General features: G+C 31.6%; 17 protein-coding genes. 14 read left to right on the forward strand and 3 right to left on the reverse strand.

The features are described from left to right. Positions 1-21: 21 nt before the first annotated feature. The 14 genes from WHD54_RS10790 (at position 22) to WHD54_RS10855 (ending at position 17,309) form a co-directional block, all read left to right on the forward strand. Positions 22-537, forward strand: coding sequence for a DUF6913 domain-containing protein (locus tag WHD54_RS10790; protein WP_088323414.1), 516 nt, complete (start codon positions 22-24; stop codon positions 535-537). A gap of 106 nt (positions 538-643) precedes the next feature. Further along, positions 644-1,519: a 4-hydroxy-tetrahydrodipicolinate synthase gene (dapA, locus tag WHD54_RS10795; protein ID WP_088323413.1), complete on the forward strand. Its 876-nt coding sequence runs from the start codon at positions 644-646 to the stop codon at positions 1,517-1,519. Positions 1,520-1,935: 416 nt separating this feature from the next. Beyond that, positions 1,936-2,799 carry an outer membrane protein assembly factor BamD gene (locus tag WHD54_RS10800; RefSeq protein ID WP_088323412.1) on the forward strand — a complete coding sequence of 288 codons (864 nt, stop codon included), beginning with the start codon at positions 1,936-1,938 and terminating at the stop codon, positions 2,797-2,799. A 14-nt stretch (positions 2,800-2,813) separates the two neighbouring features. After that, the gene (locus WHD54_RS10805; RefSeq protein ID WP_088323411.1) at positions 2,814-3,134 is read left to right on the forward strand and encodes a DNA-directed RNA polymerase subunit omega; all 321 of its coding nucleotides are present in this window, start codon (positions 2,814-2,816) and stop codon (positions 3,132-3,134) included. Then, positions 3,134-4,345 (forward strand): bifunctional phosphopantothenoylcysteine decarboxylase/phosphopantothenate--cysteine ligase CoaBC, encoded by a 1,212-nt coding sequence (gene coaBC / locus WHD54_RS10810; protein ID WP_088323410.1) that lies wholly within the window; start codon positions 3,134-3,136, stop codon positions 4,343-4,345. Before WHD54_RS10805 ends, coaBC begins: the two co-directional genes overlap by 1 nt. 70 nt (positions 4,346-4,415) lie before the next feature. Then, on the forward strand, positions 4,416-5,306 hold the full coding sequence (locus WHD54_RS10815; RefSeq protein WP_088323409.1) for a DUF4835 family protein: 891 nt from the start codon (positions 4,416-4,418) through the stop codon (positions 5,304-5,306). A gap of 217 nt (positions 5,307-5,523) precedes the next feature. Next, positions 5,524-7,176 carry a DNA repair protein RecN gene (gene recN / locus WHD54_RS10820; RefSeq protein WP_088323408.1) on the forward strand — a complete coding sequence of 551 codons (1,653 nt, stop codon included), beginning with the start codon at positions 5,524-5,526 and terminating at the stop codon, positions 7,174-7,176. 58 nt (positions 7,177-7,234) lie between these two features. Beyond that, entirely contained in the window at positions 7,235-8,041 is an 807-nt protein-coding gene (locus WHD54_RS10825) for an enoyl-ACP reductase FabI (protein WP_088323407.1), read from the forward strand. A gap of 70 nt (positions 8,042-8,111) precedes the next feature. Beyond that, positions 8,112-9,059: a glycosyltransferase gene (locus tag WHD54_RS10830; protein ID WP_233130971.1), complete on the forward strand. Its 948-nt coding sequence runs from the start codon at positions 8,112-8,114 to the stop codon at positions 9,057-9,059. Positions 9,060-9,288: 229 nt separating this feature from the next. Then, a complete protein-coding gene (locus WHD54_RS10835; protein ID WP_088323405.1) occupies positions 9,289-11,631 on the forward strand; it encodes a GH92 family glycosyl hydrolase in 2,343 nt (780 codons plus the stop codon). Beyond that, the gene (locus tag WHD54_RS10840) at positions 11,624-12,643 is read left to right on the forward strand and encodes a glycoside hydrolase family 43 protein (RefSeq protein WP_088323404.1); all 1,020 of its coding nucleotides are present in this window, start codon (positions 11,624-11,626) and stop codon (positions 12,641-12,643) included. Before WHD54_RS10835 ends, WHD54_RS10840 begins: the two co-directional genes overlap by 8 nt. Before the next feature lie 5 nt (positions 12,644-12,648). Further along, the gene (locus WHD54_RS10845) at positions 12,649-14,979 is read left to right on the forward strand and encodes a GH92 family glycosyl hydrolase (RefSeq protein WP_088323403.1); all 2,331 of its coding nucleotides are present in this window, start codon (positions 12,649-12,651) and stop codon (positions 14,977-14,979) included. Then, the gene (locus WHD54_RS10850) at positions 14,980-15,984 is read left to right on the forward strand and encodes a N(4)-(beta-N-acetylglucosaminyl)-L-asparaginase (RefSeq protein WP_088323402.1); all 1,005 of its coding nucleotides are present in this window, start codon (positions 14,980-14,982) and stop codon (positions 15,982-15,984) included. Between the two features lie 2 nt (positions 15,985-15,986). Continuing rightward, a complete protein-coding gene (locus tag WHD54_RS10855) occupies positions 15,987-17,309 on the forward strand; it encodes a sugar MFS transporter (protein ID WP_088323401.1) in 1,323 nt (440 codons plus the stop codon). 61 nt (positions 17,310-17,370) lie between these two features. Here the strand turns inward: WHD54_RS10855 and WHD54_RS10860 are convergent, their stop codons facing one another. From WHD54_RS10860 to WHD54_RS10870, 3 genes are all read right to left on the reverse strand, one after another. Further along, on the reverse strand, positions 17,371-20,130 hold the full coding sequence (locus WHD54_RS10860) for an alpha-amylase family glycosyl hydrolase (RefSeq protein ID WP_088323400.1): 2,760 nt from the start codon (positions 20,128-20,130) through the stop codon (positions 17,371-17,373). Positions 20,131-20,201: 71 nt separating this feature from the next. Beyond that, positions 20,202-21,878 carry a SusE domain-containing protein gene (locus tag WHD54_RS10865; protein ID WP_088323399.1) on the reverse strand — a complete coding sequence of 559 codons (1,677 nt, stop codon included), beginning with the start codon at positions 21,876-21,878 and terminating at the stop codon, positions 20,202-20,204. Positions 21,879-21,904: 26 nt separating this feature from the next. After that, entirely contained in the window at positions 21,905-23,035 is a 1,131-nt protein-coding gene (locus WHD54_RS10870; protein ID WP_088323398.1) for a SusE domain-containing protein, read from the reverse strand. Between the last annotated feature and the right edge of the window lie 2 nt (positions 23,036-23,037).

The following is a 23,037-nucleotide window of genomic DNA, read 5'->3' on the forward strand; positions in this document are numbered from 1 at the left end:
CTTTTTTGAAAATTTTTAAAAATGATTTTTCAAGGTTTTAAAGAATCTATACTTACCAAAAAATTTGAAAAGGAACTTAATTTATTAGAAAGTTCTTTAACCTCAAATACCAAAAAAATTAGTAGTGTAGGTATTTTGACTACAGAAGCCCTTTCTTCTACTCAAAATTTACAAGCACAGGTAGAGCGTATTTTAGGAGTAAAAAATGCTAAAATTTATAGTTTTAGAAAATATCATAAAACAAATGAGGTTTCATACAAGCATTTTTCAGAAAAAGACATCAATTGGAAGGGAGAGTATACAGAACCAAGTTTTCATAGTTTTTTAGAAGAGCCATTCGATTTATTAATTGGTTATTTCGATTCCTCTAACTTGTACTTAGAAATAGCAGTTTTGCAATCTGATGCCACCTTTAAAGTAGGTTTTTCTGATATTAGAGAAGCCCTGTTTGATATTACTATCTCAGAAAATACGTTACATGTAGACGCTTTTTTACAAGAATTAAAAAAATACCTTGTTATTTTAGAAAAACTATAAAATTAAACTTTCTCTAAAAAGTTGTTTATTATTGATGCTTAAGGTATTTTTCTATAAAAAAATCAATCTTAAAATTGTAGTTTTGCCGAACTAAACAACAATAATAATGCAAAAATATATAGGAACAGGCGTTGCTTTAATTACCCCATTTAACGAAGATTATAGCATCGATTTTAATGCACTAACAAAGTTAGTAAATTACAATATAGAAAACGGTACCAATTATTTAGTTATAAACGGTACCACTGCCGAAAGTGCTACGATAACAAAAGAAGAAAGACAGCAAATAATAGCATGTATAGTTGCAGCAAATGCAGGTAGAGTTCCGTTAGTTTTAGGAATTGGAGGCAACAATACAGCAGCTGTTATTGCAGATTTACAAAGTACAGATTTATCGGATATTTCGGGTATTTTGTCTGTAGCTCCCTATTACAGCAAACCAACTCAAGAAGGGTTTTATCAACATTTTAAAGCCATTGCAACAGCAACAGATAAAGATATTATATTGTACAATGTACCCGGAAGAACTGCTAAAAACATGGTAGCAGCTACAAGTATTCGATTGGCAAAAGACTTTAACAATATTGTAGCAATTAAAGAGGCAGGTAATAACATGCAGCAATATTTAGAGCTTATAAAAAATGCTCCTGCAAATTTTTCTGTTATTTCTGGCGATGATGATTTGGCATTGGCTATTACTTTGGCAGGTGGTTCTGGAGTAATTTCTGTAATTGGTCAAGCTTACCCAAAAGAATTTTCAACGTTAATTAATTGTGGTTTGCAAGGAAAAAACAAAGAGGGTTACGAAATTCACTTTAAGATGATGGAAATTATTGACGCCATTTTTGAAGAGAATAACCCAGCAGGAATTAAAACAGTTTTAAAAGAATTGGCAATATGTAACAACCAAGTACGTTTGCCGTTGGTAAAAGCCTCTAACAGTTTACACGATAAAATAGCAGCATTTGTAAAGAGTTTTTAGTTTTTTTAGAATTGATGCTTTTAAACAAAAAAGAGTCTTTAATTACTAAAGACTCTTTTTTTATCTCTTAAAATGCTAAGATTAACATAGTTTTAATAACATAACTTATTTTTTTAATATTCTTTTGTTCTAATTAATATTGCGTAATTTTTTAAAAAATATTACGTTATTAATCACAGTGGTGCAAAAGTTGAATGTAACATGTAAACCGAAATAAATTCTGAATTTCTACTTTTAAAAAAGGCTATATAATTTAGCATTCTAAGTAGTTGATTTTAGATAATGTAGCCACTAATTAAAAAAATGATTTTTAAGTTAATTAAAATGTGTTTCATGCTTTCATAAAACTCATAAAAGTATTTTTTTTGCAAAAATATTTTCTTTTATAATCCATAAATAATCACTAATTTTGCCCGATGCAAAAAATTAAAAATTTAGCGTATTTAGTAGTTTTGAGTTTGTTACTTGTTTCTTGTGGCGAATATCAAAAGGTATTAAACAAAGGTACTGCAGAAGAACAGTATAAGATGGCTGTGAAAATGTACGAAACTCAAAATTTTTCAAAAGCATTAAGGTTGTTTGAGAAAATTGCTCCTAACTACAGAGGAAAACCTCAGATGGAGCGAATTTCTTTTATGATAGCCCAGTCAAATTTTAACGAAAAGCAATACAGCATTGCGGGTTATTATTTTGATCGTTTTACCAAAAATTACCCAAAAAGTTCTAAAAAAGAAGAAGCAGCATTTTTATCTGCCTACAGTTACAAAATGGCATCACCAGTCTTTAGTAAAGACCCTACCGATACCAACAAAGCGCTAGAAGCTTTTCAATTATTTATAAATAATTACCCTGACTCAGAAAAAATTGATGAGGCAAACACTCATTATGCTGAGTTAAGAGGAAAATTAGAAAAGAAATATTTTGAAATTGCAAAAACATATTATAGAACTGCAGATTATGATTTAAGAAACTACAATGCAGCTATACAAGCTTTCGATAATTTATTGGAAGATTATTTAGGTTCAAAATATAAAGAGGAAGCACTTTATTACAGACTAAAAGCTGCGCACGATTTTGTGCTAAAAAGTTACGACAGAAGAAAACCAAAGCGTATAAAAGATGCTATGGATGCTTACGATAAATTAGTAAGAAATTACCCTTCATCACAATATCTAGAAGAATCAAATAAAATGTTGGCCACGCTAGAAAGTGAAAAAGAAAGGATAGATCTTCTAATAGCAAAACAAAAAGAATACGAAAGTTCTCAAGAAAAAAAATAATACAATTAAAAAGTATGGATTATAAAGGTACAAATGCACCGTTAAGTACAGTTACTTACGACAAAAATGAATTACAAGCGCCTACAGAAAATATCTATGAGGCTATTTCTATCATTGCAAAAAGAGCTGAGCAGATTAATTCTGACTTAAAAAGAGAATTGGTAGATAAATTAGATGAGTTTGCTACTTACAACGATTCTCTTGAAGAGGTTTTTGAAAATAAAGAGCAAATTGAAGTATCTAAATTTTACGAAAGATTGCCAAAACCAACAGCAATGGCTGTAGAGGAATGGTTAAATAATAAAGTTTACCACAGAACTCCAGAAACAGAATAATGTCTGTTTTAAGCGGAAAAAAAGTATTACTAGCTATTTCTGCTGGGATAGCCGCTTATAAAACGGCCAATTTGGTCCGTTTATTTATAAAATTAGACGCAGAAGTTCAAGTAATAATGACTCCTGCGTCTAAAGATTTTATAACACCACTTACTCTTTCTTCCCTTTCTAAAAATCCTGTTCACTCAAATTTTTACTCTAAAGAAGATGAAAATGAATTATGGAATAACCATGTAGAATTAGGTCTTTGGGCAGATTTTATGCTCATTGCCCCAGCAACAGCAAATACACTTTCTAAAATGGCAAATGGCACCTGTAACAATTTGTTACTAGCAACCTACCTTTCTGCTAAATGTCCGGTTTATTTTGCTCCTGCTATGGATTTGGATATGTACAAACACCCTTCTACAAAACAGAGTTTACAGAAATTACAAGATTTTGGTAATATTATAATTCCTGCTACTTCCGGAGAATTAGCAAGTGGTTTGGTAGGTGAAGGAAGAATGGCAGAGCCCGAAGATATTGTTACTTTTATAGAAAATGATATGGTATCGAAATTGCCATTAAAAGGAAAAAAAGTGTTAATTACCGCGGGCCCAACATATGAGGCTATAGATCCTGTACGTTTTATTGGAAACCATTCTTCAGGAAAAATGGGTTTTGCTTTGGCTCGTGAAGCAGCAAATTTAGGTGCGAAAGTCACTTTAATTTCTGGACCTACCAATCAGCAATTAAAACATTCGTTTGTAAATAGAATAGATGTTGTTTCTGCACAAGAAATGTACACCGCTGCTCATACTTATTTTAAAGAAGTTCATATTGCTATACTTTCTGCAGCAGTAGCAGATTACAAACCAAAAAATGTAGCTTCACAGAAAATAAAAAAGGCAAGTAATACGTTACATATTGAGCTAACGCCAACAAAAGATATTTTAGCATCTTTGGGTGCTATTAAAAAAAATCAGTTTTTAGTTGGTTTTGCTTTAGAAACAAATAATGAGTTAGAGCACGCAAAAGAAAAGTTACAGAGAAAAAATTTAGATGCCATTGTCTTAAATTCTTTGCAAGATAAAGGTGCAGGTTTTGCCACCGATACTAATAAAGTAACTATTATAGACAAGTATCTAAAAGAACAATCTTTTCAATTAAAGTCTAAAACTGAAGTGGCAAAAGATATTCTTGAGGTAATTATATCAAAACTTGAGCAGTAGGTTGTATTTCAGTTTACTGCGTGAAAATTTAAAATTAGCAAATAAATAGACGAAATCGAATTTAAAATATATGTCTAAATTTAATATACTTTTTATTGCATTATTGTCAATTTTTACAGTAAATGCTCAAGAATTAAACTGTCTAGTAACCGTAAATTCAGACCAAATTGCGGGTTCCAATCAACAAGTTTTTAGTACTTTGCAAAAAGCACTTACCGAGTATATTAATCAAACAAAATGGACCAACAGGGTTGTAAAACAAGAAGAGCGCATAGATTGTGCTATGACCATTATTGTTACTTCTAGAGACAATAATAAGTTTACAGCTACTTTACAAGTTCAGTCTACCAGACCTGTTTTTAACTCAAGTTATGCATCACCTGTGTTAAATATTAAAGACAAAGAGTTTAATTTTACCTATAACGAGTTTGATCCGTTAATTTACAACAGAAATTCTTTTGACAGCAATTTGGTTTCTACTATCGTTTTTTACGCAAATATTATTATTGGTTTAGATGCCGATACCTTTAAAGAGTTTGGCGGAGAGGAAGAATTAAAAGAAGCGCAAAATGTAATGTTACAAGCACAGCAAAGTGGTTTGTCTTCATGGCAAAATGTAGTAGGAGAGCAAAACAGATTTTTGTTGATAGATAATTTACTTTCTCCGAATTTAAAAGCATATAGAAGTACATTGTATAATTATCACCGGTTTGGAATGGATAATTTGGTAAACTCGAAAGGCTCTGGGTTACAAAGTATAGAAGATAGTGTAATTGCACTACAATCTATTTATAATAAAACAATTGGTAACTACTTAATTAGATTGTTTTTTGATGCTAAAGCAGATGAAATTGTAAACATATATTCCGAAAGTACCAATACTAGAAACAAAGAAAGACTTGTGCAAACAGTTCGTAAAATTTCTACTAATAACAATGCAAAATGGCGAAAGATTGATTGATGATTATTCTGCAAGCAATAATGCTATAATTATGAATTAAAAATATACTTTTTTTTGATTTTTAAAACAATATAACAAAAATAAATGAGCATCTAAACTCATTAAAAACAGACTACACTTTTTAAGTTAGTCTGTTTTTTTTTCTTAGTTACTGTATTAATAATACTTTATTTGTAACATAATTTTCACTAATTTTATACTTTAAAATTTATAAAATTTGCTTACACAATTATCCATAAATAACTACGCATTAATCAATCATTTAAGTATTGATTTTTCTTCAGGATTATCTATAATCACTGGAGAAACAGGAGCAGGTAAATCTATATTATTAGGTGCTTTAGGATTGGTTTTAGGGAACAGAGCAGATTTATCTTCGTTAAAAGATACAAGTAAAAAATGTATTGTAGAGGCAAAAGTTGCCATTGCAAATTATCACTTAGAAGAATTTTTTAAAGACTCCGATTTAGATTACGAATCTGAAACAATTATTAGAAGAGAAATTTTGCCATCAGGAAAGTCTCGTGCCTTTGTTAATGATACACCTGTTACACTAAGCATTTTGAATGCGTTACGAACTAAATTGATAGATGTTCATTCTCAACATCAAACAATGGAACTTTCGGACACTGCTTTCCAATTCGAAATTTTAGACGCTTTAGCGAACAATAAAGACCGAATTGCTTCATATAAAAGAGGTTATTTGCAATTAAATTCTTTAAAAAGAGAATTAGAAGATTTAGAAAAACAACAACAGCTAGCAAATCAGCAATACGATTACAATTTACATCTTTTTAATGAGTTGGAAGAAGCTAAAATTATAGAAGATGAACAAGAAATTTTAGAAGATTCTCTAGACAAATTAAATAATATTGAAGAGATTAAAGAAAATTTATCAGAATCTTTGGCAATTTCAATAAATGAAGATATTGGTATACAAAGTTTGTTACATTCGTTAGAACACAAACTTCATAAAATTGCTTCCTATTCTAAAGAATATCAAGTTTTGGCAGAACGAGTAACTTCTGCTAAAATAGAAATTGATGATATTGTTACTGAATTAGAAGATGCCAATGAACACATAGAATTTGATCCTAATGAGGCAGAAAAAGTAAATGACAGACTTCAGTTGCTATACAACTTACAAAAGAAACATTCGGTAAGTAACAATAAAGAACTTTTAGAAGTTTTGGCTGTTTTGTCTGATAAAGTTGCGCAAGTAACTTCTGCAGAAGAAACTTTAAATACTAAAAAGGCAGAAATTCATGCAGTAGCAGAAAAAATGGATGTTTTGGCAGATAAAATTACAACTGCTAGAAAAGCGGCTATTCCAGTTCTAAAGAAAGAACTAGAGAATTTACTTGCAGATTTAGGAATGGAAAATGCCCGTTTCTCAATAGAAATAAAACAAACAATCATTTATTTTTATAACGGGAAGGATGAATTAAAATTTTTGTTTTCGGCAAATAAAGGCGGTAATTTTGGCGAATTAAAAAAAGTTGCGTCTGGCGGAGAGCTTTCTCGAATAATGTTAGCTGTTAAAAAAGTATTGTCTGAAAACACTCAATTGCCAACCATAATTTTCGATGAAATTGATACAGGTGTTTCTGGAGAAGTTTCCAATAAAATTGCGGCAATAATGCAACAATTAAGCAAAAATATGCAGGTAATTGCTATTACACATTTACCACAAATTGCAGCCAAAGGTAACAGTCACTACAAGGTTTTTAAAGCCGAAGAAAATGGCATTACAACCACAAATTTAAAACAACTCTCTAAAGAAGAAAGAGTGGTAGAAATTGCAGAAATGCTAAGTGGTAAAGATATTTCTGAATCTGCTGTAACACATGCAAAAGAACTATTAAGCTAATTTTTTTTGTTTATAAATTAATATACATTACAACAAATACAGTAAAAAAAGTAGAACAATGCAAAATTTACTAAAAGGAAAAAAAGGGATTATTTTTGGTGCATTAAACGAAAACTCAATTGCTTGGAAAACAGCAGAAAAAGCCTTTGAACAAGGAGCAGAATTTGTTTTAACGAATGCGCCTGCAGCGTTAAAAATGGGAAATATAGAAGCGCTTGCAAAAAAGACTAATGCTCAAATAATTCCTGCAGATGCTACATCTATAGATGATTTAGAAAATTTAGTAAAACAGTCATTAACTATTTTGGGAGGAAAAATCGACTTTGTTTTACATTCTATTGGAATGTCTGTAAATGTTAGAAAAGACAAACCATATACAGACCCAAATTATAGTTTTACAGAAAAAGGATGGCAAGTATCTGCAGTTTCTTTTCATAAAGTATTGAATGTTTTATATCATCAAAAAGCAATGAATTCTTGGGGAAGTATTGTAGCCTTGTCTTATATGGCAGCTCAAAGAGTTTTTCCAGATTATAATGACATGGCAGATAACAAAGCTTTTTTAGAGTCTATAGCCAGAAGTTTTGGGTATTATTTTGGTAGAGATTTTAAGGTAAGAGTGAACACTATTTCACAATCTCCAACACCAACAACCGCAGGAACAGGAGTAAAAGGTTTTGATGGTTTTATTGCTTATGCCGAAAAAATGAGTCCGCTAGGAAATGCCTCTGCATCAGACTGCGCCGATTATACCATCTCTTTATTCTCTGATTTAACAAAAAAAGTAACGCTGCAAAACCTTTATCACGACGGCGGATTTTCTAATATGGGGGTAAGTGATGCCGTTATGGAAAAGTTTGAATAGTAGACTAATCAATACAAAAGATATAGATTTTACTTGTTACAATTATAAACCTACAGAGAACCAAAAAATATTGAACTTTCATTTTTCTATTATAGTACCTGTTTTTAATCGTCCGAACGAAATAGACGAATTGTTAGAGAGTTTTGTTCGTCAAGATTTTTCAGATAACTATGAGATACTAATAATAGAAGATGGTTCGCAAATAAAAAGTGATGTTATAGTAAGAAAGTATACATCATTATTAAACATAACTTACCACTTTAAAGAAAATACTGGTGCTGGTGATAGTCGTAATTTTGGTATGAAAAAAGCATCTGGTAACTATTATATCATTTTAGATTCAGATGTTATTCTTCCTAAAAACTATTTACTTGAAGTAAAAAATGCTTTAACAAAAAACTATACAGATGCTTTTGGTGGTGAGGATGCAGCACATGCTAGTTTTACTTCTTTGCAAAAGGCAATTAATTTTTCGATGACTTCTTTGTTTACCACCGGAGGAATTCGGGGCAAAAAGATAGCTTCTAATAAATTTCAATTACGAAGTTTTAATTTAGGAATCTCTAAAGCCGCTTTTTTAAAAACTAAAGGATTTTCTAACATGAAAAATGGCGAAGACATCGACCTAACCTTTCGACTCTGGCAAAATGGTTTTTCTACTCAGCAAATAAAAAAAGCTTTTGTATATCATAAAAGAAGAACGTCTTTTATTCAGTTTTTTAAACAAACTTATGGATTTGGAACAGCAAGACCAATTTTAAATAAAAAACACCCAAATTCTTCTCAACTTACATTTTGGTTTCCAAGTCTTTTTATTGTGGGTTTTGCTGTTGGTATTATTTTATTACTATTAAGTTTTCCTATGCTAAGCTATTTATATGCTTGTTATTTTTTATTGATATTTTTTCATTCTTTACTACTAAATAAAAGTTTTAACGTTGCTTTTTTGAGTATTTTTACTACTATAACCCAATTTTTGGGTTACGGTATTGGGTTTTTAAAATCTCAGTTTTTTTAATAATTCATTAAAATTTAATTTATTTCATTAAATTAGTTTGTCGATAAGCAATACCTTTTAAATGAAATACCTCTCTTTTTTAAATTTATATTTTTATAGTTTTTTAGAATTCTGGATCGATTTCTTCAAAAAGAATTCATCAATATTTTCTTGTGATTGAAAAGTTAAATTATATATCATAAACTATAAGATAAGCGAAAATGGAGTTAATTAATTATTACTATAAAATATGAAGAGTAAACACCAAATAATTGTTACAATATTTAAAAAAGCACTTTCAGTATTTTTTGCTATTTTTTTATTACAATGTACTAAAGAAGCCAATTCAATTAAAAAAGAAGTCGCATCAAAAGACTTAGTTAAACATGTGAATCCTATGATTGGTACTTCTAAAATGGGACATGTTTTTCCTGGTGCAACGGCTCCTTTTGGAATGGTTCAGTTAAGTCCGCAAACAAATTTCGAGGTCATGTTTACACAAGGGAAGTACAACCCCAAAACATACGAGTATTGCGCAGGTTATCAGTTTAAAGACACTACAATTATTGGTTTTGCTCATACTAATTTTAGTGGGACAGGTCATTCGGATTTAGGAGACTTTTTGGTTATGCCAACTGTTGGAAATTTGGTTTTAGACCCTTTGAAAACTAAAGATGGAAAGAAAGGATTTTATTCAACGTTTTCTCATCAAACGGAAAATGCTAAGGCTGGATATTATAAGGTAGCTCTAGAAAGTTACAACATAAAAGCAGAGTTAACAGCAACAGAGCGTGTAGGTTTTCATAAATATAAATTTCCAAAATCTTCTGAAGCACATATTTTATTCGATTTTGTGTATAATGTATATCACCACGACAATAAAAACGTTTGGACATTTATTCGGATAGAAAATGACTCTACCATTACAGGTTACCGACAAACAAAAGGTTGGGCTAGAACAAAAAAAGTATTTTTTGCAGCAAAATTTTCAAAACCATTTAAAAGTTACGGTCATAAAAAATATGATAACACTTCCTATAATGGTTTTTATGGAAGATTTAATGAGCGTGAAAACTTTCCAGAAATGGCAGGAAAAAATATTCGAGCTTATTTTAATTTTGATACAAATGAAGGTGAAGAGATCAAGTTAAAATTTGCCTTATCTTCGGTAAGTAGCTCTGGAGCAATGAAAAATTTAGAGGAAGAAATTTCGCATTGGAATTTTAACAAAGTTAAAAAAGAAACACAGCAAAAGTGGAACAATGAGTTGTCTAAGATAGAAGTTGAAACCATTAAAGAAACTCAGAAAGAAACATTTTATACCGCGTTATATCACACAATGTTAAGTCCTGTTTTGTATGAAGATGTAGATGGTAGTTATCGAGGTTTAGATCAGAATATTCACAAATCTTCGGGTTTTACAAATTATACTATTTTTTCTCTTTGGGACACTTACAGAGCTTTACATCCATTATTTAATATCATTCAGCGAGAAAGAAATAACGATATGATTAAATCAATGTTAGCTCATCAAGCGCAAAGTGTTCATCAAATGTTGCCAATTTGGAGCCATTATGCTAATGAAAATTGGTGTATGATTGGGTATCATGCTACCTCTGTTATTGCAGATGCTATTGTAAAAAATGTTGGTAATTTTGATAAAATAAAGGCTTTAAATGCATCTGTTAAAACAGCAAACGTTTCTTATTTTGATGGTTTGGGAGATTATATAAAATATCAATACGTACCAGATGATAAAAGTCATTCTTCGGTTTCTAAAACTTTAGAACTTGCCTATGATGATTGGGCAATTGCTCAAATAGCAAAAAGTGTAAATGATACAGCAACAGTTGCAACTTTCTTAAAAAGATCTAAATACTATAAAAATGTGTTTAATCAAAAGAACGGATTCATGAGTCCGAGATTATCGAACGGGAAGTTTCGTGAAAATTTTGATCCTTTAGATACTCACGGACAAGGTTTTATTGAAGGAAATGCGTGGAATTATGGTTTGTATGTACCGCATCAGTTAGATACAATGATTTACATGATGGGTGGAAAAAAACGTTTTAGTGCTTTTTTAGATACTCTTTTTACCAAAAAGCTAGAAGATAAGTATATAGACAAGCACGAAGATATTACCAGAGATGGTATTATTGGTAATTATGTTCATGGAAATGAACCTGGGCACCATATTCCTTATTTATATAATTGGACAGGTAATAACCATAAAACTCAAGCTAGAGTGCGCATGATTATGGATACAATGTATGGAACTGGTGTAGACGGATTATGCGGTAATGATGATGCTGGCCAAATGAGTGCTTGGTATATTTTTAGTAGTTTAGGTTTTTATCCAGTAACACCAGGTTCTAATAAATATGCTTTGGGAAGTCCGTTAATTAAAGCTGCAACATTACATTTAGAAAACGGAAAAACCCTAATAATTAAGGCAAAAAATCAATCAGAAGAAAATGTGTATGTTGCTAAATTAACAATTAATGGCAAGCAAGTCGATAGAAACTATATTTTACATGAAGAAATTATGAATGGAGGAACTTTTGAGTTTTTAATGTCAGATACTTATGAGTAAATTGTATGTATATATTATTTGTTTTCTTCTTTTTATAGGTTGTAAAAAACCACAAAATAAAGTTGAAGAGTCTTTTGCTGGAAATCCTATTTTTGAGGGTTGGTATGCAGATCCAGAAGGAGCTGTTTTTAATGATGAATATTGGATTTATCCCACATACTCTGCAAAATATGAGAAACAGGTTTTTTTAGATGCATTTTCATCGAAAGATTTAATTACCTGGAAAAAACATAAAAAGGTATTAGATACCTCTATTATAAAATGGGCTAATCGTGCTATTTGGGCTCCATCAATAATAAAGAAGGAAGAAAAATATTATTTATTTTTTTCGGCGAATGATCTACAGAAACCGGGAGGTCCTTATTGGGATAAAAATAATACCAAAAATCATACAGGTGGTATTGGTATTGCTGTTTCAAATAATCCATCCGGACCATTTGAAGATTACTTAGGAAAGCCATTAATTTCAGAATTTTATAATGAGGCACAGCCTATAGATCAATTTGTTTTTAAAGATTCAGATGGCACCTTTTACATTATTTATGGTGGTTGGAAACACTGCAATTTGGGAATTTTAAAGGAAGATTTTAGTGGAATTATTCCTTTTTCAGATGATGAAATTTTTAAAGAGATTACCCCAGAAAATTATGTAGAAGGACCTTTTATGTTTAAGAGAAATGGAATTTATTACTTTATGTGGTCGGAGGGAAGTTGGGGTAATAATACCTATAAAGTTGCTTACGGTATGTTTAACAAGGTTACAGGCCCATATAAAAGAATTGGTACTATTTTAGAATCTGATACATCTATTGCAAATGGTGCAGGACACCACTCTGTAATTCATGTACCAAAAACTGATGATTGGCTAATTGTTTACCATAGAAGACCAATTCCCAACCAAGGGCGTGACCACAGAGTAACTTGCATCGATAAATTATTATTTAACGACGACGGAACTATACAGCAAGTAAAAATGACATTTAAAGGGGTAAAGTCTCAAAAAATAAATTAAAAATTATGAAATACATTAGCCACTTATTACTATTAATATTATTCTTTTTTTCTTCTTGTGGCAATAAAAAAGAGAATAAAATGGACCCCTCATCAGAAACGGTTTCTTTAGTAGATTTTGTAAACCCATTGATGGGAACAGATTCTAAATATAGCTTATCTAATGGAAATACATACCCTGCAATTGCTACACCTTGGGGTATGAATTTTTGGACTCCAATGACCTCTAAAATGGGAGATGGTTGGACTTACAAATACAATGAAAATAAGATTAGAGGAATAAAGCAAACCCATCAACCAAGTCCGTGGATTAATGATTATGCTGCTTTTTCTTTAATGGCAGTTACGGGTAAACTAAAATTTAATGAAAAAGAAAGACAATCTTGGTTTTCACACAAAGCAGAAACTGTAAAACCACATTATTATAAAGTTTATTTGGCAGATTACGATGTGGTTGCTGAAGTTACACCAACAGAAAGAGCAGCACATTTTAACTTTACATTTCCAAAAGCAGATTCTTCTTACATTATGATTGATGCTTTTTTTAAAGGTTCTATGGTGAAAATTATTCCGAAAGAAAGAAAAATTATTGGGTATTGTAGAAATAATAGTGGAGGTGTACCAGATAATTTTCATAACTATTTTGTTGCTCAGTTTGATAAAGATTTTGAACTAAATCACACATGGACAGATAATTGGAAGCTGTTAAAAAATAACTTAAATAGCAAAGGAGAACATGTTGGGGCAATTATAGGATTTAAAACCGAGAAAGGAGAAACTGTAAGCGTAAAAGTGGCATCTTCTTTTATAAGTCTAGAGCAAGCTCAATTAAATTTAGATAGAGAAATTGGTAATGACTCATTCGAAACAACAAAAAACAAAGCTAAACTAGCATGGGAAAAAGAACTAAATAAAATTCAAATTGAAGATTCTAACACCGATAATATTAAAACTTTTTATTCTTGTTTATACCGCGTTTTGTTATTTCCAAGAAAGTTTTATGAGTACAATAAAAATAATCAAATAGTGCATTACAGTCCGTATAATGGTAAAATTTTACCTGGATATATGTTTACGGATAATGGTTTTTGGGACACTTTTAGAGCGGTTTATCCATTTTTTAATATGATGTATCCAGAATTGAATAGTAATATTGTAGAGGGTTTAGCAAATACTTATAAAGAATCTGGATGGTTACCAGAATGGGCGAGTCCTGGTCATAGAAACTGTATGATTGGTTCAAACTCTGCCCCAATTGTTGTAGATGCATTTTTAAAAGGAAATGTAAAAGATAAAGATGTAAAAACAATTTTTGAAGCCATTTTAAAGAATGCCGAGGTAGAAGAAGGAAGACCCGTTAAATCTGTAGGAAGAGAAGGACTAAATTACTACAACACTTTAGGTTATGTACCATACAATGTTGGGGTTAATGAAAATGTTGCTAGAACTTTAGAATATGCTTATGCAGATTTTACCATAGCCAAAATGGCAGAAAAATTAGGAAAAACGGAGGTAGCAAATACTTATTTTAAGAAATCTTTAAATTATAAAAATGTATTTGATTCCTCTACAAACTTAATGAGAGGAAAAAATAAGGATGGTACTTTTCAATCACCATTTAACCCATTAAAATGGGGAGATGCTTTTACAGAAGGAAATAGTTTGCATTACACATGGTCAGTTTTTCATGATGTTCAAGGGTTGATTAACTTAATGGGTGGTAAAAATGATTTTATTGCACAGTTAGATGGAGTTTTTACCATGCCACCAGATTTTGATGATTCTTATTATGGAGGTACTATTCATGAAATTCGTGAAATGCAGATTGTAAATATGGGAAATTATGCACACGGAAATCAACCAATTCAGCATATGATTTACTTATATAATCATGCAGGGGTTCCTTATAAAACACAAGAAAAAATTAGAGATGTTTTAACAAAACTATATAGTGCAACGCCAGATGGTTATTGTGGAGATGAAGACAACGGACAAACTTCTGCTTGGTATGTTTTTAGCGCATTAGGTTTTTATCCTGTTACTCCAGCAACAGACCAATACATTATTGGTAGCCCATTATTTAAAAAGGCTACTTTGAATTTAGAAAATGGTCATACTTTTACAATTAATGCACCGAATAACTCTAAAAAAAATTATTATATAAAAGCTACAACTTTAAACGGAAAAACTACTTCTCATAATTTTATCAATTATGATGCTATTCAAAATGGAGGAGAAATCAATTTTGAAATGACTAATATGCCCAATAAAAATTGGGGAAGTAAAACAGAAGATTTGCCTTATTCACTAAGCAAAACTAATAAATTAAAGTTATAAATGAAACGTAGAAATTTTATAAAAAAAACATCTGTAGGTAGCTTAGGTCTGTTAGCAGCTACCTCTTCTGTTATTGGTTGTAAATCAGATAAAGAAGAACACGCGTCGTTAAATTTTATCAGTAAAAAATATAGTAAACCACTAGTTATAGCAACTTGGAAAACAGATTTAGCGGTAGAAACAGCTGCAAAAGTTTTAGAGAATGGAAATGTTTCTTTAGAGTCTGTAGAGAAAGGTTGTAGGGTTGAAGAAGCTAATGAAAAAGGACAATCTGTAGGAAAAGGCGGGCTACCAGATAGAGATGGTACGGTAACATTAGACGCTTGTATTATGAATGAAAAAGGAGATTATGGTGCTGTTTTGGGAGTAAAAAATATTAAACACGTAATATCTGTTGCTAGAAAAGTTATGGAAGAAACACCACATGTAATGTTGGTGGGTGATGGAGCAGAGAAATTTGCAGTCTCTAAAGGTTTTAAGCGAGAAAATTTATTAACAGAATCTTCAAAAAAAGCATGGGAAAAGTGGAAACTGACAGCTACATATAAACCTATTATTAATATAGAAAATCACGATACAATTGGTATGTTAGCCATCGATAAAAATGGTAATATTTCTGGAGCATGTACCACAAGTGGTTTAGCCTACAAAATGCCAGGTAGGGTAGGAGATTCTCCCATTATTGGTGGTGGTTTATTTGTTGATAATGAGGTTGGTGGAGCAGCTGCAACAGGTCTTGGAGAGGAAGTTTTAAAAACTGTCGGAAGCTTTTTAATTGTAGAGTTGATGCGTCAGGGAAAGTCGCCTCAAGAAGCTTGTGAAGAGGCAATTGGTAGAATAGTAAACAAGCCCGGAAAAAATTATAAAGATTTTCAAGTGGGTTATATAGCTGTAAATTCTTCTGGTGAAACAGGAGCCTATTCTATACACAAAGGGTTTAGCTATAATTTATATAAAGACAGTTTAAACAGTAATATAAAATCAGATTATTATAACAAAGGATAGCAATGAATTCTCACAACAAAAAATCGTATAAGAGTGCCTTTATTTTTTTAACAATATTATTTTTCCTTTGGGGCTTTATAACTGTTCTTGTAGATAGTTTGGTACCAAGATTAAAAGACGTGTTTGAAATGTCTTACGCAAAAACTGTTTTAGTTCAGTTTGCTTTTTTTGTAGCCTTTTTTGTGTTCTCTTTACCTGCCGGACTTATACTTTCTAAAATCGGATATAAAAAAGGGATTATTTTAGGACTTTTAACAATGGCAGCCGGGTGTTTACTTTTTTATCCAGCCGCAGAGTATAGAGTTTTTACTATATTTTTAGTTGGCTATTTTACATTGGCTGGCGGAATTACTATTTTACAAGTAGCTGCAAATCCTTATGTTGCCATGTTAGGTACTGAAGATGGGGCAAGTAGCCGTTTAAATTTGTCTCAAGCATTTAACTCTTTAGGCACCACTATTGCGCCTGTTATTGGTGCCTTATTTTTATTGAGTGACTCTGTAAAACCTTCGTCTGAAATTGCATTATTATCTGCCTCAAATAGAGCTACATATTATGCTGCTGAAGCAAGCACTGTTCAGACACCATTTATTTTTATTGCTTTATTTATTGGATTTCTCGCTTTAGCTTTTTCTTTTATTAAATTGCCTAAACTCATACAAGAAAGCCCTAAAGGTGGTTATTTATCACTTTTAAAAAATAAAATGATGATGATGGGAGCACTTGGTATTTTTGTTTACGTTGGCGCAGAGGTGGCAGTGGGTAGTTTTTTAGTGAATTATTTTTTAGACATGAATTTGTCTATCATAATTTTAGAGAATGAAGCAATGATGAATATTGCAAACACAATTGCCAATGTTTTTAATAAAACATTCACAAATTCAGATCCAAAATCTTTGTTAGGTGTTTTTGTTATTTTCTATTGGGGAGGCGCCATGTTTGGAAGGTTTATTGGGGCTTACCTCACTAAAATATTGCCACCAGGTAAAGTTTTAGGAATTTTTGCCTTTTTAGCTATTAGTATGATTTTAATTTCTATAAACACAGAAGGTTTAATTTCTATGTGGTCTATTTTAGCAGTTGGGTTATTTAATTCTATTATGTTCCCAACCATATTTACCCTAAGCTTAGAGGGACTTGGCGAGTTAAAAGCACAAGCTTCTGGATTGTTATGTATGGCTATTGTTGGTGGAGCCATAGTACCCTTTATATTTGGGAGCTTAATTGATGGATTTGGTTTTAAAACTGCCTTTTTTTTAACAGTTTTATGTTATGGATATATTTTATTTTTCGGAGTTAAAAAATCTAAAATCAGTACTAAATAAAGTTTTAGTTTTTACAACTAATAAATTTAATAATAAAAAGCAGCTCTTAAGCTGCTTTTTATTATTCTTTAATGATTTTATATACTTGTAGTTTATTGTTGATAAATGCTTTTAAAAAGTATATACCACTGGAGAGATCTTGTATATTGAATATTTGATTTTTTGAAAATTCACCGGTAAAAGTTTTGACTTTTTTACCATTTACAGAATAAATATTTATGTTTTTAGAGTCTTGATTTAGTTGAAAACTATGCACAATACTATTGGGATAAACTATAAGTTCTTTAGATACTAATGTTTGTGCTTTAGTTGACAATGTGGCAGGTTTATTTGCAAATATTTTGAATTCGCCTGCATTAAGGCTAAGTGTACTGTTTGTATTTGTTACGTTAATACTACTATTATTATCCAATAAACTATACCAAGTTCCGGTAGTTTGAAAATTCGGATTTATATTCTGTGTTTTGGTATCAAAATTACCAACGATTGTAATATGCTGAATATTACTTGCATTTATGTCTGATAATTGAATTTTATGCAAACCAAAAAAGGTGTTTATATCAATGGTAAAGTTTGATGTTTCAAAAATATCATACTTTAATTTTAGCTCAATGAGTTTGCTATAAATAGTATAAAGATTTTTTCTGTTTGGTGTATCAAAGTAATTCCATAAAATAGGTTTGTTACCTGTTCTTCCATTTTGATTAATTCCAATATCATACCCCAGTTCTCCAAATTGCCATATCATTTTTGGTCCTGGAATTGTAAAATAAAAAGCACTCACTAAACCAGCTCTTTCTAGGGCAATATTTGTGTTTTTTATATTGTAAGATCCTTCAACAAGTCCGTTGTTCTTTGCTTCATAAAGCAGGCGTTCCTCGTCATGACTTTCCATGTAACTAATATTAGCCGGTACAGACCATCCTCTATTTTTGTATGATACCCAAGAAAAATCAGAATTAGAGATATCACCAGCAATTGCTTTTCGATAGTTATAGTTTTGGTTACCCCAAACCATAATTCCCTTACCTTCATTTAATTTGTAATTTACCCATTCGGTTTCTTCTGCATTGGTACCTAAGTGTTCAAAAATTACGTATGAAGTCTGGTCTATTTCCCACTGATAATCTGCGTATTCTTTTAAAATATCTACCCGGTCTTGTTGAAAACTGTTGGTACAGTTTTGGTCGTTTTCTGTACAGTTCTGTGTAAACCCTTTTGTTAAGTCCCAACGATACCCATCAATTTTATATTCTTCAATCCAAAATTGAGCTATTCTTTTGACATAATCTTTAACAGCTTGTTTGCTGTGATTAAAGTCGTTAAAAACACTATAAGAATGTTTAGCAGTAACATTAAAAAAAGGACTATTGCTAGTAGCTTGTCCCGCATAACCTCCATTGTCTGTATTATACATTCGGTAGTAAGGGTTTTGTCCGCTAGCATGATTAAATGCAACATCTAAAATTACAGCTATTCCTCTTTTATGGCATTCATCTACCAATTGTTTAAACGCTTTTTTAGTTCCGTAATATTTGTCTAAAGCCATATGAAATGAAGGGTTGTATCCCCAAGATTCATTGCCGTCAAACTCCATTATTGGTAAAAATTCTATAGCGTTAACACCTAAATTTTCAAGGTAATCTAATCTTGCCTTAACAGCATCGAAACTATGAAGTTCATCGAAATCTCTTATTAAAAGTTCGTAAATTACAAGATCTGTTTTTTTGGGTTTTTGAAAGTTTGTTACTTGCCAATTGTAAGGTGTTTCTCCTGTTTTTAGCAACGTAACTGCATGATTTGTTTTTCCTGTTGGATACGCAGGTAAATTAGGATAGGTAGTTGAATTTATATATTGATCATTATACTCCGATAAAATAACAGTAGAGTATGGGTCTGCAACTCTTAAAACACCTTCAATTAAGTATTGATATAGGTGATCTTTTTGTGGAGTAAGATTAGAAACTTCTATCCAAAATCTATCTCCATCTTTCTTTAGTAGATAGTTGTTGTTGATGGTCCAATTATTAAAATCTCCAATCAAATGAATAAATTCCTTTTCAGGTGCATAAAAAACAAAAGTTGCTTTTGTTGCATCTGTTTTATTTAAGTTTACACCATCTTTAAGTCCAGCAGGTAAACTCTCTATTACAACAGTCGGTTTTACTATAGCTGTAAAGTTTAGTGTTTTTTGTTCACCATTACTTGTTGCCTCTAGAGTATAGTTGGTATTTTCGGTAATACTGTTTGAATAGCTATAAACGGTTTTGTTGTTTTGACTATCTATAACAGTGCCATTTGCTTTTAAAATAAAGTTAGCTGCTACAGAAGCATTAGCATTAATAGGAAAAGTATCACCGGCGTTAATTATAGTTTGTGAAGCTGTAGGAGTGTTTAAAGTGAGTTGAAATTTACCAACTTTAAAAATTTGGTCTTGAGTTTTTTTATCACCAGTCCCATTTTTTGCTTTAACCAACATACCAATACTACCTATATTAGTTCTATTATAAAATGTAGTGGGTGTAAAAGTTATGCTATAACTTCCGTTTCCGTTGTTGGTAAGTTTTTGAGCTTCATTAGAGTTTGCCCATGTACCATTATTGGGTGCATCTTGTGTGTTAGCGTTGTTATTATCTAAAGACCATGCCCATAAATAAACATCTGAAACTCCCCATGCCGATGGGTTTATATTAGAAACAGTTATGGTAATTTGTTCAGTTTCTTCAAAAGTAGTAGGAGATACATTAAAAGTTGCGTTCTGAACTTGAGTATAACCTACAAAAGATAAACAAAGTAATAAAAGGAGTATTGTTTTTTTCATGGGTTTTATTTAAGTATTAAAAACAAAGGCCATCCTAAACAGATAGCCTTTGAATTGTTTTGTAAGAAAAACTATTTTTTTGTGTAAGTAGGGTTTGCTGGATCAGAGAAATCTAGTACAAAAGAGTAAGTTCCTGCTGTGGTTACAATATTTGCACCACCTCTTTCTAGTGTTCCATCTGCACCATTATCGCCATAATCTACATCCCAAGCGTTATTTGCTCTAAATTTGAATTCGCCATCTGTAAGAGTAACATTATTCAAAATCCAGATATCGTTAAAAGGTTTCGACCAATCTCTTTTAAATTGAGCGTCTGGTGTATTTCCCCAATCGTTATAGGCACCACCTACTAATCCCCAAACGTTGTCAATTGGTTCTAGCGTATAAGTTAAATCATTCATATCTACTGTTGCGATATAGATACCTTCTGTAACTACAATATTAGCGCCACCTCCATCTAAGGTTCCATCAGCACCATTATCTCCCCAATCAACATCCCAGCTATTGTTAAGTCTAAACTTCATTTCGCCATCAATAAGAGTTACAATTCCGCGGAAAACATCAGAATATTGATCATATTCTAACATAAAATCCGGAGATGCACCCCAATTGTTATAGGCACCACCTACAATACCTAAAGAAAATTCTTCTTTGCTATATGTGTTGTTATTTAGGTTTAGGGTAATTTTAAATGCACCTTCATCAGTAGTGAAGTTTCCTCCGTTAGAAGCCACATCATCAGTAGATCCTCCCGAACCTAAGTTGTTGCTCCAATCGTTATTTTCTCTAAATTTCCATTCTCCTGATGCTAATGTAACATAAGCTACTAAAACACCATCTTCAGCTGTTTTAAACATTGGCATATCTGGTCCGTTCCATCCATTTGTAGTTGCAGAGCCAACAATACCCCAAGTTGTAGAAAGGTCTAGTACTGTTAAATAAGTTGTTACATTAATTGTTATAACTTCGCTTATTCTTTCTAGTTTAGTACCTGAAGCAGCATCTGTTATGCTAGATGTAATTCTAAGCGCTACATCTCCAGAAGCATCTACAGCAATACCTGTTTGTAGGGCAATTGAGTTTAGTTTTGAGTGTGTTAATGATAGCGTATTGGTATTTAATACAGAACCAACTTCTACAGGGTTAGCAAAGTCTGTGTTTGGTGCTGCCGCTTCTATAGTGTAGTTTACGTCTATAGAAATAGATGCATCTAATATTGGGTCTTCCCAATCTAATACAAGAGCAACATCATCATTTTGGTCTAATGATAATACAAATTTATCGCCATTTTCAATACCATTAAAACTTTGAGCATTTACTGGATATGTAGTTACTAATAACAATATAGTATTTGTTATTTGTGACTCAGTTTTTACTCTCAAATAAATTGCGATGTCTAAAAATTCATCGACACCAGTATCGTTAATTGCTTTATTAAACTCATCTACAGTCATAGAAAAACTACTTTTAGTAGTTTCACCTAACCTTACAGGATTAGTAAAAGCATTATCTGTAGCCATTTCTACACTGTAAGAAGCATTTGAATTAATCTCATCTTTCCAAGTAATAGTAAATGCAGGGTTGTCTGGTAAAGCAAAGTTTAAGTAAACATTGCTAATACCTGGTGTGTTTAATACAAATGCAGGATCTGGACTTGTAATTGTTAAGCTCTCTTCTGCATCGCAAGCAACAAAAAGTAGTGTTAGCGAAAGAAATAAGTAGCTTAATTTTTTTATGTACGTATTCATTTTCTTTATATTATAAGTTAGTAATATTATAAATTTAATGGAATTAAAATGTAATTACCAGTTAAATCATTAAACCAAACATCGTAATTATCTTCTACAACAACAGGAATATTACCACCACCATTGGTTGCAATTCCAGAAAAAGGAGAAGTATTTCCCCAATTTGCTCCTGCATCTGTTAAGAAAGATACTTCGCCAGGGGTAAGTTTTACATTATTTGCATACCAAATATGACCATCAAAAGATAGTTGATTCATTGTAACATCTGCTGTACTTGTACCTGTTAAAGTTAAAGAGGCTGGGCTATTTTTACCAGTTGCATTAAAGGGAACAAGTGTATACTCTCTTTTTGCAAAATCTATAGTAAAAGAGTAGTATCCTGTAGTTGAAACACCAAATCTTCCTGGGTCTCCAGACTGAGTACCAGGATTTCCTGCTACTTTACCACTTTCACTTGGGTCGTCGCTACCTTCATTTTTTGCTTCACCCCATTGTGGCTGCCATAGTCCTTTAGTTTCTAGAACTTTAAAACGTCCTTCGTTATAATCACCACTATCATTTGTTAAAAGTCCTGTGTAATAATATACATTTTCATCATTTGCATCTCTAAATAAAGGAGGGTTATTGTTATTGTTATTCCATCCTGGAGCTACACCATTACCTACTAAATAGTAGTCGTTAAATACATAGTTAAAGTATGGGTATACTTCTAAACTTATTACGTTAGAGTTTACAATTTCACTGTTTTGTGTACCTAATGAAGAGGCCACTCGAATGTATACTTTTTCCCATGAAAAAGGATTTAAACCTGCGTTACCAACGGCAGTATTTACTTCACTTACCGATAATGTTGTAGCTGTTTTTCCTGTAACAGAAGTAGCGGTGGTAAAATTTGTAAATGCCTCATCGTTAGAGAATTGTACAGCGTAGTTTATAGAAGCAGGTTGCCCATAAGTTGCTTCGGTCCAATTAAGTGTAATGGCCTCGTTGTTTGTATTGACACCATCTAATTCTAATCTAGAAAAATTTAATTCTTCTAAATTTGGAGCAGTTGGAGAAGAAATTTCAAACTTCTCTGAACTATCATCACAAGCGTTAAAAACAAGTAATATGAGTCCTAATAAGGTTACTGCTGAAAACTTTTTTATATTTTTCATCG

This window comes from Polaribacter tangerinus (assembly GCF_038024095.1).
In the GTDB taxonomy this organism is placed as follows: Bacteria; Bacteroidota; Bacteroidia; order Flavobacteriales; family Flavobacteriaceae; genus Polaribacter; species Polaribacter tangerinus.

Coding starts and splice junctions, on each gene's coding strand:
- WHD54_RS10790 (WP_088323414.1), top strand. CDS start 22: ATGATTTTTCAAGGTTTTAAAGAATCTATACTTACCAAAAAATTTGAA.
- dapA (WP_088323413.1), top strand. CDS start 644: ATGCAAAAATATATAGGAACAGGCGTTGCTTTAATTACCCCATTTAAC.
- WHD54_RS10800 (WP_088323412.1), top strand. CDS start 1,936: ATGCAAAAAATTAAAAATTTAGCGTATTTAGTAGTTTTGAGTTTGTTA.
- WHD54_RS10805 (WP_088323411.1), top strand. CDS start 2,814: ATGGATTATAAAGGTACAAATGCACCGTTAAGTACAGTTACTTACGAC.
- coaBC (WP_088323410.1), top strand. CDS start 3,134: ATGTCTGTTTTAAGCGGAAAAAAAGTATTACTAGCTATTTCTGCTGGG.
- WHD54_RS10815 (WP_088323409.1), top strand. CDS start 4,416: ATGTCTAAATTTAATATACTTTTTATTGCATTATTGTCAATTTTTACA.
- WHD54_RS10825 (WP_088323407.1), top strand. CDS start 7,235: ATGCAAAATTTACTAAAAGGAAAAAAAGGGATTATTTTTGGTGCATTA.
- WHD54_RS10835 (WP_088323405.1), top strand. CDS start 9,289: ATGAAGAGTAAACACCAAATAATTGTTACAATATTTAAAAAAGCACTT.
- WHD54_RS10840 (WP_088323404.1), top strand. CDS start 11,624: ATGAGTAAATTGTATGTATATATTATTTGTTTTCTTCTTTTTATAGGT.
- WHD54_RS10845 (WP_088323403.1), top strand. CDS start 12,649: ATGAAATACATTAGCCACTTATTACTATTAATATTATTCTTTTTTTCT.
- WHD54_RS10850 (WP_088323402.1), top strand. CDS start 14,980: ATGAAACGTAGAAATTTTATAAAAAAAACATCTGTAGGTAGCTTAGGT.
- WHD54_RS10855 (WP_088323401.1), top strand. CDS start 15,987: ATGAATTCTCACAACAAAAAATCGTATAAGAGTGCCTTTATTTTTTTA.
- WHD54_RS10860 (WP_088323400.1), bottom strand. CDS start 20,130: ATGAAAAAAACAATACTCCTTTTATTACTTTGTTTATCTTTTGTAGGT.
- WHD54_RS10865 (WP_088323399.1), bottom strand. CDS start 21,878: ATGAATACGTACATAAAAAAATTAAGCTACTTATTTCTTTCGCTAACA.
- WHD54_RS10870 (WP_088323398.1), bottom strand. CDS start 23,035: ATGAAAAATATAAAAAAGTTTTCAGCAGTAACCTTATTAGGACTCATA.